This window comes from Shewanella sp. HL-SH8 (genome assembly GCF_051165765.1).
In the GTDB taxonomy this organism is placed as follows: Bacteria; Pseudomonadota; Gammaproteobacteria; order Enterobacterales; family Shewanellaceae; genus Shewanella; species Shewanella glacialimarina.
In genome coordinates this window covers 3,156,752-3,171,882 of sequence record NZ_CP195039.1, presented here as the reverse complement: position 1 = coordinate 3,171,882, position 15,131 = coordinate 3,156,752, and the positions used below count along the sequence as shown (strand labels likewise).

Sequence of the window (15,131 nt, the reverse complement as noted above, 5' to 3'; positions counted from 1 at the left end):
TTTTCGGAGTAAATTTTGAACTTTTTAATTGAATACGGCATGTTTTTGGCTAAAGCGGTCACCATAGTGATTGCCATCGTAGCTGTGGTAGTGATTGTTATTGCCAGTGGTATGAAAAACAAAACCGATAAAGGCGAGCTAATACTGACAGATTTAAGCGATGAGTTATTGCAATTAAAACACGATTTGAAACACGAGTTATTGTCTAAGAAACAACTTAAAGCTTACGAGAAAAAAGTTAAAGCAGAAGATAAAGCAGCCGACAAAAACGAGCAACCAATTAAAAAGGTTTATGTTCTAGACTTTAAAGGCAGTATTGATGCTGGCGAAGTTGCTTCATTGCGTGAGGAAATCACTGCTATTTTGATCATTGCTGAAGAGGGGGATCAAGTATTAGTCAATGTAGAAAGTGGTGGTGGGATGGTTCATGGCTACGGCTTAGCATCAAGTCAATTAGACCGTTTACGCCAAGCCAATATCCCATTTACTGTTTGTATTGACAAGGTCGCAGCCAGCGGTGGTTATATGATGGCCTGCGTGGCCAACAAAATAGTTGCTGCCCCGTTTGCTATTGTGGGTTCTATTGGTGTAGTAGCGCAATTACCTAACTTTAGTCGTTTGCTTAAAAAACATGAAATTGATTATGAGCAACATACTGCAGGCAACTTCAAACGGACGTTAACAGTGTTTGGCGAGAATACCGATGAAGGACGAGAAAAGTTCCAACAAGAATTAGAAGAAACCCATGTGTTATTCAAGCAGTTTGTTAGTCATTATCGTCCAGCGTTAGATTTAGATAAAGTGGCTACTGGCGAGCACTGGTATGGTAAACAGGCGATAGAGTTAGGTTTGGTTGATGAAATTGCTACCAGCGATGATATCGTGTTGCAGCTAGCCAAAGATCATCAAGTTTACAAGCTTAAGTACCAAATGAAGAAAAAACTGGCTGATAAAATTGCCCACGGTGCATCGTTATCTGTTAACAGTGTAGTTAATAAGCTGACTGAGCTTAATCGGCCCATTTAGTTATCTACTAGAGAGCAAGGCTTAATGCTTAAACAAGGTGGTTATAACGCAAATTTAATGGTGGGTGACCAATGTTATCCCGCTTTTGAACTGCGTAATCTTTTGCTGTTTATCCAACAAGAATTAGGTGATGAATTGGTGCAAACCGTTTGTCAGCAAATTGGGGTGGGAATGGTGGAGTTAGCTGCTAGTCAATTTGTTTATGTGTGGCAAGTCGATTTTGCGCTTGAAGCCTTGCGTCTCAATAGCACCCATGACATGGGAGCAAGGTTAGGCGCCAGTTATCAGGTTAACAGTTTAGATTTACTGTTACCTTATTTAAACCAGTTTGACTCTTTAGGCGACTGTTTACAGTTTGTGGTTAAAAACCCGCAATTGGTCGGGAGTTTTACTGATAGTTTAGTGCGGGTCGAGGATGGCAAAATTTGGGTTCGTTGGCTTAATACGGGTAAATCGAATAGAGAAAAATATTCGTTTCAGTTTCAGCACAGTATTTGTTCCCTTGTTGGTTTGGCTAGGCAGCTGGTGGGGCAAAGTATTATGATAAATGATATTCACTTAGCTGAAACCTGTGATCACAGTGTTATTGATAATGGCTGTTTTTTATCTGAATTTACCGGTGCAAACATTTGCTATCAACAAAATTATTTTGAGTGGAGCATCGAACTTAAGTGGTTAGCTTTACCTATCACCTACCTCTTTGACACTAAAGATAATCACCTACAAACGCCGCAAGTACCGTCATTAATTGAAACCGTTTTACAGCAACTTCGTCAATCAATGCCTGCAATGTTAACCTTACAGGGTATGGCAGAAAAAATGCATATGAGTGATAGAAGTTTACGGCGTAAATTGGCATCAGCGGGCAGCAGTTATCAAAAACTGGTCGATCAAGTTCGATGTCAGATGGCCATTAAAATGATTCTATCCGATAAAATGCATGTCGAAGATATTGCCGAGTTAATGGGTTACAGTGATGTAAGCCATTTTCGGCAAAGCTTTAAACATTGGTTAGGCTACCCCCCAGGCTATTTTTTACGTTTAAATAAACCTGAGTAAGCTTACTGACAATTGCCTAAACTCGGTGGCAATGAATCTATCCAGCGTTTAATTAACTCAGCCCCTTCGGTATGAATAACCTCTCTGCCAATAGGGGGCATACGGTCTTTAGCTGACGATAGGATTTGCCTATTATGCACAATAGAGCGTTCGCCATTTCCCGGCACAATATCATATGCAAGGCCATTAGGGCCGCCATCCCAGCCTGGAGGTTGTTTACATATGCCATATTGAGAAGATGTATGATCAATTTCAACACCTAGTCTGAGCCCTGAAATACTGGCAAATCCTTGCGAGTTATGACAATGGGCACAGTTGATATCTAAATAGCCTTTTGCCCGCGCGGTGAGATCTTTCGAATCGTCTCCTAATTCGAATGACTGTGGTGCATCATCTAATGAGGTTAACTCGTTAAGCCAACCCTTATTGCTCCAGTACTGTAATTGATTAATGCTTTGACCGTTAGCGAGTATTATTTGGCGGTTTAACACATGGGTTTTTAAGCCGATAGGCATGATTTTACTTGTTTGAACATCAATCATTTGATGGCAAATTTTACACTCTGCTTTACTGGGAATATGGTATTTAAATTGTAGCGTTTCACCTTGATTATTCATGGTGTGTGATACATCCGCCCCGGTAATGATTAATTTAGCTTGTTGATTTTGCCATTGGTATGTGAGTGCCGTCCAGCCAGCCTCACGATGAATTAATAGCCGCGTTTCTATTAATACTTCGTTTTCACGGCCTGTAAGGCTAGTGTCATAGGGAAGGGCAAAGGTTTTCACTAATACCGAACCAACGGGAGGCGTCATACGTGCATTGGCTTGGTAATTAAATGACAGCCCCTGTGGAATAAACAAAAAACGGTATTTACTGGCATAGTTAGAAAAAAGCTCAGTAGATAACTGGTATAGATGCCCCGGCGTTCTCGGTGAGGCTGTCGGGATGCTGGGGTCGATAAACAGACTATAGTCGGCTAAATCCTCACAATCTTTACTCATTAATGCTTGCCAGTTCACTACAGAGGTTTGGCTTTTACAGACATCATCTTCGCTAGGCGGATTGATCATTGGCGGTATGATTATTGGCGGCGTAATCGTTACTGGTGGGATTTCTGTTTCACTATTTCTGTCACCGCAGGCATATAAACAGGCCTGAGCAAATATCAAAGCTGAGATAAGTCTGCCATTTTTTACTGACAAATTGGCTAAATTGCGAATATATTTCTGGGGCATCATATGATCCTTCACAAAATAAAGCCGGGATTGCCCGGCCTTATTTTAGTGACAACGCGTTTATCTTATGAACAGCTAGCAGCGGGTAAGCGTTTAATCCATTCGCTGATTAACGCGACCCCTTCTGCATGGGATAAACTTCGACCAATCTCAGGCATACGGTCACCCGGGTTGTTGTTTTCCATCCGGAAGTGAAGAATTGATTCAGCGGGCTTACCTGGAACCACATCAAAGCCTAAGTTACCACCACCATAAGCAACAGGTGACTTACAGGTACCATGCGAGAAACCTGCATCGTCAGCATATGCACGCCAGTATTCAAGCTTTAAGCCTGTGTTTGATGCGTTGCCTTCAGGACGATGGCAATGGGCACAGTTAATGTCTAAATAGCCTTTAGCGGTTTGCATTAATTGGGTATCGGTCATGCTGGTAATATTAGTCTCATCACCATCTTGGTATTGAGGAACACTATCAACCTCAGTTAAATCAGGTACACCTTGTAAAATCCCTGCGGCTTGCCATTTGGTTAACTGATTCATAGTACCCTCAGCGTAAGCGTAATCACGATTTAAATGACGCGCTTTAGGGCCAATTGGTACAAACACTGCGTTGCTATCATCATTTGCTTTAAACTGATGACATTGCTTACACTGGTTCATACTAGGGACAACATAGTCAAAATCTAACTCTTCGCCTTTGTGGGTGACTTTTTTGCCTTGAATGGCACCCGCTTTAGCGATAACAGCATCTGATTTGTCTGATTTCCAAACATAAGGTAATGCACTCCAACCCGTTTCACGATGGATTAATAAGCGAGTTTCGACTAAATCTTCATTGGCAAAACCACGGTTATTGGTATTTTCAGGTAAGGCGAATGTTTTACTGATAACCGAGCCGACAGGGAAGTCAAATGACTCGTTTTTGGTATACTGAGCTTTGGTTCCTGAAGGGACATACACAAAGCGGTACTTAGTCGCATGGTCAGTAAATAGCGGAGTATTTAAATCATAGGGTAAGCCACCAGAATGAGGTGCAGTGGTTGGATTTTTCATATCGGCAAATAGATTGTAGTCCGACAAGTTAGGGCAGTTTGCTTTAAGCAAAGCATTCCAATTAACATTACTGCCTTCTGCTTCACAAAGGCTTAAATCGCCATCGCCGACTAGACCGCCTTCACCTTCACCAATAGTCCCACCACCGCCAACTAAGGTTCCACCATCACAGCCTGCGGTATCATCATCAACGCCACAGCCAAAGATTTTATCGCCAAAGGTGACAGTATGAACCGGTAAGCTGACTTGAGAACATGCCATTAAATCGGTTTGTGGTTGCTGATACAAGGTATCAGGTATATTCATATCGGTATTGGTGTTAGCAAATAAGCGACCGACACTGACATCGCCGTTATTTTGGATACAGACATTGTCGCTGCCGTCTGCTGCAAAGGGTAACTCTTGAAGGCCTAAATAGGCTGCAGTACCATTATTTGATAGCATTTCACCTAAGCCATCATACAAAATGCCAGGGAGCTTCCCATGGGTTAAGAAGTAAGCTTTAACAATGTCTTCTATCAAATACCCCTTTGGCTTTGTGCCGTATTCAGTAATGATATTGTCATGAACGTGAATGTTACGAGGTGTAGGGCGCCAGCCATCGCTGATAGCTTGTCCTGGTTGACCGTAGTTACCGACAAAAGTACTAATATCAGGCTCAGCAATAAAGAAACTGGATACCGTTAAACCTATGGTGTCGTGGTTGGTGATTTGGTTATTAAATATTTCAACATTGTCGGTAGACAATACAATCACGCCAGTCCCTGGGGGAACAATATGCACACCCGCAGGGTTTGATGAGGCGTTAGCAAAGTTTAAGGTATTATTATCATAAACTTTGTTATTAAAGATACGCACACTAGAGCCATAGCGATGGTTATTAATCGGTAAATCAAATACTAAAATACCACCAGTGTTTCCCATGGCTTCGTTGTCATAGACATCGGCATATTTCGAGTTTTCAATTTCAATACCGGCTACGTTTTCTTTAGCAATGTTACGACGTACCACAATATATTCAGACTGACCGACATAAATACCTGCATCAGCACTGCCGCGTACGTAGGTGTCTTCAATCAGAATATTTTCACATTCAACCGGATATAAACCGTAAGCGCCATTATCTTGATCCAGTTCGCCTTCCCAAATAGTGGCGAGTCTACGTAATATAATGCCATTGGTATTTTTAAGTTTTATACCGTTGTTTTTAGCTTCGTTTACAGACAAGTCTTGAATGATAATGTTGACCGCATTTTGCACGAATATCCCATCACCTGAATTGGCATCGGCAAAGTCTAAAACGGTTTCATTCATGCCGTAACCCATGATGGTGACATTTTTCGCAAAGCTACCATCACCATCTACATCGCCATCAAATAGCAAAGTGGATTGAATTTTAAAGTGACCTTTAGGTAGAACAATTACCGCATTCGATTGTGCATTAATTAATGCCTCTTGAATGCTAATAGTGAGATTATCGCCAGCTTCAACCATTATGGCACCTTCAGGGAAGGTGGGGCCGGTTTCTGTAGGGGGCTGAACAACTGGTGGAGTGGCTTCTGTTGTTGAATCGTCATCAGATCCACAACCCGTAAGCCCGATACTGACGGCTGTAGCGACGAGTGTTGGTATAAGCCAAGGCAATTTCTTGTTGAACATAGCATCTCCTGCTTTTTATTATTGATGTTGTGTGATTGAGCAAACCACTACGGATTTTTTCCGTATGCTATTCAACATGCCTTGTTTGGAGATTGTTAATCAATGTGAAATATGGCCACAATTTTGTAACATATTCTTTTTTAGCCTTAAAAACAAAAACGGTAGCCTAAGCTACCGTTTGAAATGTTTATATAATAGTTTGATAAAAATACTATTTATTTAAGCCTTGTAACTTAAATGCTGATGGAAACGTAAAATCACATCAATGTGTTCTTTATCGATATCAAATTCATTAGTGAAGTTGCGAACCGCATCTTCCACTTGGTTCATGAATCGGCCAAAGCCTTCGTCGTTAGCATCATTTTTACCAGCAACAATCACGAATCGAATGGCATCTACTAATTTCTGATCATCCCAGTGCAGTATAGGTTCTGGTGCATCGGCGTTAGGGTCAAATCCGATCATTTGAAATTCAGCTGTGCTATTTAAGCGCTCAAACTTACTGTTACGTACTAGCGGTACTTTACCGTTAGCGACCATAGCTACACGAAATAGTTGGCTGTTTTGAGTCGCAGTAATAAATTTATCAGCAACGTTTTGATAGCTAGGGCCAAAGTTTGTCATGTTTTCAGACAGTAATTGCTTCTTGATACTGCGACCAACAGGAATACTGACTGTAACATAATTCAGTGTGCTGACATCTTCAGGTAAATCACATTCACGGCGTTTATAGCGGTTATCTACCGCACGTAATTTGTAACCGTAGGTTTCTTTAATGCCTTTATTTTTAGCAAAGAAATCGTATGAAATATGCTGGTGGTCACGTACTTTAATCTTAATATCTTTAATTGGCAGTAAAGGTTTAATTTCAGCTAGAAACTTTTGCACGTTGGCATGGAAGGCTGCAGAATTACTGCGAAGTTCGGTACCTGTCGCTAAAAATACAATTTTAAGTTTTTTAGCTCTATAGCCGGCAATACTGTGCAAACGGTTTGCTTCATGGTGAGCAGGATTATAGAAGAAACGCAATTGCTCCTCAGTGGACAGACAATAAGCTTCGCTATGAAAACGCACCATTGGTAGCTTGTCTGTGGCAATCACATGGACATTAAACAACTCATGTTTTTCTGCTACCTGATAAACCAGCTTACTGAATTCGTGGTAGCAAGTGTCTACATCGGCATATTCAGCTAAGAAAGCATCAGTTAATGGAAACCCTACCGATACATATTGGTTTTTACGTGTTGCTGTAGGTAGGTATACTTTTTTTTGACGACTGACGGACATAATTTTTCCTTTTAGTCTTGTTAGGTCTTATTGTAAATATTGTTTGAGTAATAATATTGATTTACTGTTTTAAACAAATCCTTGTGGTTACATTCTAAAGACAAAATCTTAAAATAATATGACTTTTTGTTATTTTATGTTGAATATATTTAACTAAGATCACTTTTTTAGCGTCTCAATGATCCAAGGCTTCATCCATTGCGTAATAACCGGCTGGGCTTCAACGTTAGGGTGTATTCCGTCGCGTTGCATCAGTGCTGGGTTGGGGGCAATTTGTTGCATGAAAAATGGAATAAGCCCGATATCATAGTCTTCAGCAAGTTGACTAAAAACATCGTTGAACATTTTGCTATAGCGTGGCCCGTAATTAGGCGGCACCATGACTTCAGTGAGCAGAACCTCTGCACCAGCTTGTTGTGACAGCTCAATGATTTTTGTAAGATTTGATTTCAGTTGTGCTGGCGGAAAACCACGTAATCCATCGTTACCACCCAGTTCAATGACAACAAGGTCAAATTGCTCTGACTCTAGTAAACTCGGTAGTCTTCTAGCTCCTCCAGCCGATGTTTCACCACTTACAGAGCCATTAATGATGTCGTGTTCAGGGAGTTCATTACCTAATAATTGTACCCAACCTTGACCTTCTTCCATGCCATAACCTGCACTTAAGCTATCACCTAGTATCAAAATCGTGGCAGCATAGCTGGTAGAAGAAAATGAAACGATAATAATTAGCGCTGTAAAACTGCGCTTTATAGCTGATGTTAAGAAGGATCCTATGTCGACAAATTTTGCTAAAGATTCTAGTGCCATTACAGTAACTAACCTCATTAAAACGGTGGTAACTCAAGAAGGTGAACTGACTATCCTTAAGGGCATCAACATGGATGTCAAGCAAGGAGACAGTGTTGCAATATTAGGACCCTCTGGCTCGGGAAAGTCAACCTTACTTGGTTTACTGGCCGCATTAGACACGCCCACATCGGGGGAAATATTACTCGATGGTGCAGCATTATCAGGCTTGAATGAAGAGCAAAAAGCGGCTTTAAGAAAACGTAAAGTCAGTTTTGTTTTTCAATCGTTTATGTTGGTCGATACTTTGACTGCGCTGGAAAATGTAATGTTACCGGCTGAGCTTGCTGGAGTAAAAGATGCAAAGCAAAAAGCGCAAAATATGCTAGAGCGTGTTGGCTTATCCCATCGATTAACCCATTTGCCGAAACAGTTATCTGGTGGTGAACAGCAGCGTGTCGCCATTGCAAGGGCCTTTATTTGCGAACCTAAAGTACTATTTGCCGATGAACCAACCGGAAATTTAGACAGTGTTAATGGCGATAAAATTGCCGATATGTTGTTTGAACTCAATCAAGAAAGTGACACTACATTAGTATTAGTTACCCATGACTTGCAGCTTGCAAAACGCTGTAAACGACAATTTGTGATGGATAATGGCCTGTTGGCCGAGTCTAATGCGTCCGTCGCTAATACCAATGCACCTGAAACCAATGCACCTCAAACCAATGCACCTCAAACCAATGCGCCTCAATTTGAATTAAACGGGGAGGCGCACTAATGGAATGGCAGTTAGCATGGCGTTTATTCAAACGTGAACTAGCGCAGGGGCAGTTGCTGCTTATCGTACTGGCTATCACCTTAGCCGTGTTATCCGTCAGTGGCCTTGCCCGGGTAAGTGAACGCTTACAAGTGGCTATTAATGGTGAAGCAGCTACGTTTATTGCCGCCGATAGAAGCATTGACTCACCGGTTCAGCTTGACTCAAAAGTACTACAGATTGCCGATAATTTAAACCTTAACCATGTTACTAATATGCAGTTTAACTCTATGGTCTATGCTGGAGACAAGTTTCAGTTAGTGACCATAAAAGCAGTTGGTGAGGGTTATCCTTTAAAAGGCAAGGTAGAATTATCTACTGGCGAAACATCGCAGTTACCCGCTAAAGGTGAGGCTTGGTTTGAAAACCGTTTAGGCGGCCTTCTAGGTTATCCAAAGTCTTTAGAACTGGGTAATAGTGATTTGGCATTATCTGCCGAAATAAGTCGTTTACCCGATGGTGGTTTTAACCCATTTGCTTCTGCTCCTGTGCTATTAATGCGCCTTGATGATGTAGACGCCACTGGCATTATTCAACCCGGTAGCCGTGTTAGCTACATATACCAATTCACTGGTGATGCGGATGCATTAACCGCCTTTGAAGCGCAAGCAAAACCACTACTCAATAACAGCCAGCGCTGGATAGATGTGCAATCAGGTGATTCACCGATTGCCTCAGCGGTGAAGCGTGCGGAACGTTTTTTACTATTAGCCAGTCTACTCGGTATTGCTTTGGCATGTGCCGCAATTGGTATTGCTGCGCAGCGTTATTGTCAGCGCCATTATGATGTCGTTGCCATGCTAAAAACCTTTGGCGCATCGGCGAAGCAAATTAGATTGTTATTTGGCTTTCACCTTATGTTGGTCACCTTGCTGGGTATCGCCCTAGGCTTATTCGGTGGAGTATTACTTGATTTAGCCATTACCCAGTTTTTACCTCCTGAAATAGCGGCCTATTCACCGCCTTATCTGCGGCCACTATTACTTGGCATGTCAACAGGCTTGATCAGCGCTTTTATGTTTTCAGCTTATCCATTAATGCGATTATTGGCCATTCCACCTTTACGAGTATTACAACGCCAACTCGAAGGCCTGCAATTTGGTATGTGGTTGCATTTGTTACTCAGCTTAGGTGCGATGGCGTTATTGGGTTACTTATACTCCCGTAGCATTGCTTTGACCATGACAGTGGTGCTCACGGTACTCTTGTTAGGCGCATTGCTCAGCATACTGGGCTTTGTGATGATCCGCATGGGCCATAGCGTTGGAATGAAAACCACTAATCCACTGCAATTAGCATTAGCAGGCCTTCGTTGCCGCGCAAGACAAAATGCGGTGCAACTGGTTGGTTTTAGTAGTGCGTTAGTATTATTGCTGACTATTTTAGCGCTGCGACAGGATTTACTTAATGAATGGCAAAAGCAGCTTCCAGAAGATGCGCCTAATTACTTTTTAGTCAATATCGCTCCGGAAGACAGCCAGCCATTACAGCAGTTTTTAGATGATAATCGGATTCAGGCAACTGATATTTATCCTGTTATTCGTGGACGTTTAACCCATATTAATGATGAAGAGTTAATTTCAGGTGAGCAGGAGCGCGCAGGTGTAACTGGGCGAGTCGGTATTTCGCGAGAATTAAATTTGACCTACCGTGACACTTTACCGCCCAACAATCCGGTAGTTGAAGGGGTATTTAATCAGGCTGATGATGAAGTGTCTGTTGAATCCGGCGTGGCTGAGCGGTTGGGGCTAGCGTTGAATGACACCATGACATTCAATATTGATAACCAGTCGTTTACCGTAAAAGCGACCAGTATACGTAAAGTGCAATGGGAAACTTTACAGCCGAATTTCTTTATGATTTTTAGGCCCAAAGCCTTAGCGCCGTTTTCGTATACGTCTATGGCCAGTTTTCATTTAAATGATCAGGATTTAAAGGCACAAGGTAGCGAGTTAACCGCTAATAGTGTTGTGCTACAGTTGATCCAGCAGTTTCCGACTATTTCAGTGATTGATGTTGGCGCTATGGTAGGTCAATTACGGCAAATTATTGATCAAGTTTCGTTATCGCTAACCTTAGTATTGGCATTAGTCTTACTTGCCAGTGCGTTAGTCTTAATAGCACAAACTGAAGCGGGAATGGCAACAAGACAGCGCGAACTTGCCGTATTAAGAACCTTTGGCGCATCGGGTTGGTTACTGCGCGCAGCAACGGGTTTAGAGTTTGCTCTGCTTGGTGCAATAGCGGGATTCTTAGCTGTGATTGTTGCTGAGTTTGCCCTTTATATGCTTAAAACCCAAGTGTTTGAACTTGTTGTTTATATGCATTGGGAATGGTGGGCTATTGCGCCAATATCGGGTGCGTTAGTGGTGGCATTATTGGGCGTATGGCGTTGTCGCCAATTACTGAATCAATCATGCAGTGAACTATTGAAAGCGGGTTAGACATAAAAAGGGAGAGGCTAACTTCTCCCTTTTCATTAGGTAACGTATCTGTACTTTTCGATTAATTCACATTGCTGTTACTGGTGTTAATCACTGACGTTAATGATGGGGTGAGTTATTGAATTAGCCATTTTGTTTACGATGCATTACGTGAGTTATAAATAAGGCATAAGCATGGATAAGTACCAAATATCAGTGAATACTTTTGATAAACTTGCGCAGCAATATCAAGATAAATACATGAATTTCGAACCTTATACGGACACTTACGATACTTTATGTTCATTACTGAAATCGTTACCTCAATGCAGTACTAAAACGAGGGTGTTAGATCTGGCTTGTGGTCCAGGTAATATCACTCGTTTTTTACTAGATAAACTGCCTAATATAGATATATTGGCAACTGATTTAGCCCCCAATATGGTGATGCTGGCACAACAAAATAATCCTACGGCACGTTTTGCAGTAATGGACTGTCGCCAGCTTTCTAGGGTAAACACTTTGTTTAAAGTACCGGGGCATGAATCGCGTCAGTTTGATGCCATTATTTGTGGCTTTGGTTTACCTTATTTAGACAAAAATGATGTCACTAAACTGATTAAAGATATGGCTGGATTATTAAAGGCTGGAGGTTTGGTTTATATCAGTACGATGGAAGATGATGAGGCTAAATCGGGTTTGCAAACATCTAGTGATGGCGATCAAGTTTACATTCATTATCATCAAAGCTCATTTCTTATTGAGCAGTTAGAACAATATGGTTTTGATATCATTGAATTGCAGCGCAAACAGTTTCAACCTGAAGGCAGAGAATCCACTGTCGATTTGTTCATTTTTGCCAGATATTCACCGCAAAATTAATTTAAGTCTATTTAATGGATTTCAATGTCATTCATTTTTTGCAATCTGGTGACACACAGTGAATAATCGACGAAGTTAACATTGATAGTATTTTTATTGGAAGGTTTTTTAGCACTATGAAATTTAGTCCGTTGGTCGATGAACTGATCCAATCTCTGCGTATTTTACCTGGCGTCGGTCCTAAATCGGCACAACGTATGGCATTTCAATTACTAGAACGTGAAAGAAAGGCCGGTATTAAATTGGCCGAGTCATTACAAAAAGCCATGTCTGAAGTGGGACATTGTCAGCGCTGCCGCACTTTTACCGAGCAAGACCTTTGTCCTATTTGCGCCAGTCATAAACGGGGTAATGCGGAAATAATTTGTGTGGTCGAAACCGCAGCGGATGTACTTGCTATTGAAGCTGGTGGCCATTTTAATGGCCGATACTTTGTACTGTTAGGCCATTTGTCGCCTTTAGATGGTGTTGGTCCAGAAGAATTAGGCTTAGCTTTACTTGAGCAGCAGTTATCCTCCGATGATGTGCAAGAGCTTATTCTCGCCACCAACCCAACCGTTGAAGGTGATGCTACCGCCCATTTTATCGCGGATATGGCCCGTCGTCATAATGTGATCATTAGTCGTATTGCCCATGGTGTACCAGTCGGCGGCGAATTAGAGTATGTAGATAGCACCACATTAGCCTTATCTTTTAATGGTCGTATTAAACTATAATCACTACTTAAACCTCCTCCACAGTCCTGCGAATACATTTGCCATCATTGACAGTCAGTTGATGATGGCTTAAAAAAACAGCAAAAAAATCATTACCCCTTGAAAAGTGATCACCAAGCCCCATCTCTTGTATAACGAAACATTAAAGAGTGGTGACTTTTGCTGGGTGAAATCAATTTTATCTGCCAAATGTCATCGTTTATGTAAAAAGTAATATCAAGGGAATTATTCATGTCACAACAAGAAACACATGGCTTTCAAACCGAAGTTAAACAATTACTGCATTTGATGATCCACTCTCTGTATTCAAACAAAGAGATTTTCTTACGTGAATTAGTTTCAAATGCGGCCGATGCAGCGGATAAATTACGCTATTTAGCGCTAAGCAATGATGATTTATATGAAGGTGACGGCGATCTTCGAGTTCGCGTCAGTACCGATAAAGAAAAAGGCACAGTAACCATTTCTGACAATGGTATCGGTATGACACGTGATGGTGTTATCGAACATTTAGGCACAATTGCTAAGTCAGGTACCAAAGAGTTTTTCAGCCATTTATCAGGTGAAGCGTCTAAAGATTCACAATTGATTGGTCAATTTGGTGTCGGTTTTTACTCTGCATTTATCGTCGCGAAAAAAGTGACCGTGCGCACTCGCGCTGCGGGCAAGCCAGCCAGTGAAGGCGTGTTGTGGGAATCGGCTGGTGAAGGCGATTTTACCGTAGATAACATCACTAAAAATACCCGTGGTACTGAAATCACCTTACATTTACGTGATGAAGAAACTGAATTTGCTGACGATTATCGTCTGCGCTCAATCATCACCAAGTATTCTGATCATATCTCCGTACCTGTGCAAATGTTTGAAGCAGGTCAACCTGAATCAGACGGCCCAGACGGTGAGAAAATTCCAGCTACTGAAGGTTCTTGGAAACTGATGAACAAAGCCACCGCGCTTTGGACCCGTAATAAAGCGGATATTTCAGATGAAGAATACCAAGAGTTTTATAAGCATATTTCACACGATTACAGCGACGCACTAAAGTGGGCGCATAACCGTGTTGAAGGTAAGCAAGAGTACACTAGCTTATTATATATCCCGGCAAAAGCGCCGTTTGATATGTTTAACCGTGATCAAAAACATGGCTTAAAGTTATTTGTACAACGCGTATTTGTAATGGATGACGCAGAACAGTTTATGCCAACCTATTTACGCTTTGTAAAAGGGTTAATTGATTCTAATGATTTGCCACTGAACGTGTCTCGTGAAATTTTGCAAGACAACAAAGTGACCCAAACATTGCGTCAGGCACTAACGAAACGTGCTTTAGGCATGCTTGAAAAAATTGCTAAAGATGATGCTGAGCAATATCAATCTTTCTGGGCTGAATTTGGTCAAGTATTGAAAGAAGGTCCAGCAGAAGATTATGCTAACCGTGAGCGTATTGCCGGTTTGCTACGTTTTGCTTCAACCAATGACAATAGCGCTGCAACCACTGTGTCATTAGAAGACTATATTGGCCGCATGAAAGAAGGCCAAGAAAAGATTTATTACATAGTGGCAGACAGCCATGACGCTGCGGTAAATAGCCCTCATCTTGAACTATTGCGCAAAAAAGGCATTGAAGTGTTACTGATGTCTGAGCGTATTGATGAATGGTTAATTAACCACTTAACTGAATTTAAAGGCAAGCAACTGCATTCAGTAACCAAAGGTGATTTAGAACTAGGTTCATTAGAAGATGAAGCTGACAAAGAAGCACAAGAAAAAGTTGCCGAAGAAGCTAAAGGCCTAGTTGAGCGCATCAAAGCGGCGTTAGCCGGTAAAGTGTCTGATGTTAAAGTGACGTCACGCTTAACCGATACCCCAGCTTGTGTGGTCACCGGTGAAGGCGAAATGTCGACCCAAATGATTAAATTGATGCAAGCGGCAGGTCAACCTGTTCCTGATTCAAAGCCAACATTTGAGATTAACCCAAGCCATCCTTTAGTTGAGCGTTTGAGTAATGAACAAGACGAGCAATTGTTTGCTGATTGGTCTAACTTGTTGTTACAACAAGCCCAGCTATCAGAAAAGGGCAGCTTAGCCGACCCTTCAGCGTTCATTAAATTAATGAACCAAATGTTAATGTCGAGCTTTAAGTAATACTAAGCGGATAAAAAAGCGGACTTAGTGTC

General features: G+C 41.6%; 11 protein-coding genes. 7 read left to right on the top strand and 4 right to left on the bottom strand.

Annotated elements, in window-relative coordinates:
• Positions 1-15: 15 nt before the first annotated feature.
• Positions 16-1,026 carry a protease SohB gene (gene sohB, locus ACRWQN_RS13975; protein WP_434938396.1) on the top strand — a complete coding sequence of 337 codons (1,011 nt, stop codon included), beginning with the start codon at positions 16-18 and terminating at the stop codon, positions 1,024-1,026.
• A 24-nt stretch (positions 1,027-1,050) separates the two neighbouring features.
• Positions 1,051-2,085: a helix-turn-helix domain-containing protein gene (locus tag ACRWQN_RS13970; protein ID WP_434938394.1), complete on the top strand. Its 1,035-nt coding sequence runs from the start codon at positions 1,051-1,053 to the stop codon at positions 2,083-2,085.
• A 2-nt stretch (positions 2,086-2,087) separates the two neighbouring features.
• On the opposite strand, the gene ACRWQN_RS13965 is transcribed toward ACRWQN_RS13970, so the two are convergent.
• The 4 genes from ACRWQN_RS13965 to ACRWQN_RS13950 form a co-directional block, all read right to left on the bottom strand.
• Complete coding sequence (locus tag ACRWQN_RS13965; RefSeq protein ID WP_434938393.1) at positions 2,088-3,323, bottom strand: SO2930 family diheme c-type cytochrome; 1,236 nt, start codon at positions 3,321-3,323, stop codon at positions 2,088-2,090.
• Positions 3,324-3,388: 65 nt separating this feature from the next.
• A complete protein-coding gene (locus ACRWQN_RS13960; protein ID WP_434938391.1) occupies positions 3,389-6,034 on the bottom strand; it encodes a parallel beta-helix domain-containing protein in 2,646 nt (881 codons plus the stop codon).
• Between the two features lie 219 nt (positions 6,035-6,253).
• On the bottom strand, positions 6,254-7,321 hold the full coding sequence (locus tag ACRWQN_RS13955) for a DUF3083 family protein (protein WP_434938389.1): 1,068 nt from the start codon (positions 7,319-7,321) through the stop codon (positions 6,254-6,256).
• 159 nt (positions 7,322-7,480) lie between these two features.
• Positions 7,481-8,077 (bottom strand): arylesterase, encoded by a 597-nt coding sequence (locus ACRWQN_RS13950; protein WP_434940665.1) that lies wholly within the window; start codon positions 8,075-8,077, stop codon positions 7,481-7,483.
• A 22-nt stretch (positions 8,078-8,099) separates the two neighbouring features.
• Here ACRWQN_RS13950 and ACRWQN_RS13945 point away from each other — a divergent pair, with 22 nt between their 5' ends.
• From ACRWQN_RS13945 to htpG, 5 genes are all read left to right on the top strand, one after another.
• Entirely contained in the window at positions 8,100-8,894 is a 795-nt protein-coding gene (locus ACRWQN_RS13945; protein WP_434938387.1) for an ABC transporter ATP-binding protein, read from the top strand.
• Positions 8,894-11,377, top strand: a complete 2,484-nt coding sequence (locus tag ACRWQN_RS13940; protein ID WP_434938385.1) for an ABC transporter permease — start codon at positions 8,894-8,896, stop codon at positions 11,375-11,377. The genes ACRWQN_RS13945 and ACRWQN_RS13940 overlap by 1 nt, the downstream gene beginning before the upstream one ends.
• Positions 11,378-11,551: 174 nt before the next feature.
• Complete coding sequence (locus tag ACRWQN_RS13935) at positions 11,552-12,238, top strand: class I SAM-dependent methyltransferase (protein WP_434938383.1); 687 nt, start codon at positions 11,552-11,554, stop codon at positions 12,236-12,238.
• A gap of 116 nt (positions 12,239-12,354) precedes the next feature.
• A complete protein-coding gene (gene recR, locus ACRWQN_RS13930) occupies positions 12,355-12,954 on the top strand; it encodes a recombination mediator RecR (RefSeq protein WP_434938381.1) in 600 nt (199 codons plus the stop codon).
• 231 nt (positions 12,955-13,185) lie between these two features.
• On the top strand, positions 13,186-15,099 hold the full coding sequence (htpG, locus tag ACRWQN_RS13925) for a molecular chaperone HtpG (protein ID WP_434938379.1): 1,914 nt from the start codon (positions 13,186-13,188) through the stop codon (positions 15,097-15,099).
• Positions 15,100-15,131: the final 32 nt, after the last annotated feature.

Coding starts and splice junctions, on each gene's coding strand:
- htpG (WP_434938379.1), top strand. CDS start 13,186: ATGTCACAACAAGAAACACATGGCTTTCAAACCGAAGTTAAACAATTA.
- ACRWQN_RS13940 (WP_434938385.1), top strand. CDS start 8,894: ATGGAATGGCAGTTAGCATGGCGTTTATTCAAACGTGAACTAGCGCAG.
- ACRWQN_RS13960 (WP_434938391.1), bottom strand. CDS start 6,034: ATGTTCAACAAGAAATTGCCTTGGCTTATACCAACACTCGTCGCTACA.
- ACRWQN_RS13965 (WP_434938393.1), bottom strand. CDS start 3,323: ATGCCCCAGAAATATATTCGCAATTTAGCCAATTTGTCAGTAAAAAAT.
- ACRWQN_RS13970 (WP_434938394.1), top strand. CDS start 1,051: ATGCTTAAACAAGGTGGTTATAACGCAAATTTAATGGTGGGTGACCAA.
- ACRWQN_RS13945 (WP_434938387.1), top strand. CDS start 8,100: ATGTCGACAAATTTTGCTAAAGATTCTAGTGCCATTACAGTAACTAAC.
- recR (WP_434938381.1), top strand. CDS start 12,355: ATGAAATTTAGTCCGTTGGTCGATGAACTGATCCAATCTCTGCGTATT.
- ACRWQN_RS13935 (WP_434938383.1), top strand. CDS start 11,552: ATGGATAAGTACCAAATATCAGTGAATACTTTTGATAAACTTGCGCAG.
- ACRWQN_RS13955 (WP_434938389.1), bottom strand. CDS start 7,321: ATGTCCGTCAGTCGTCAAAAAAAAGTATACCTACCTACAGCAACACGT.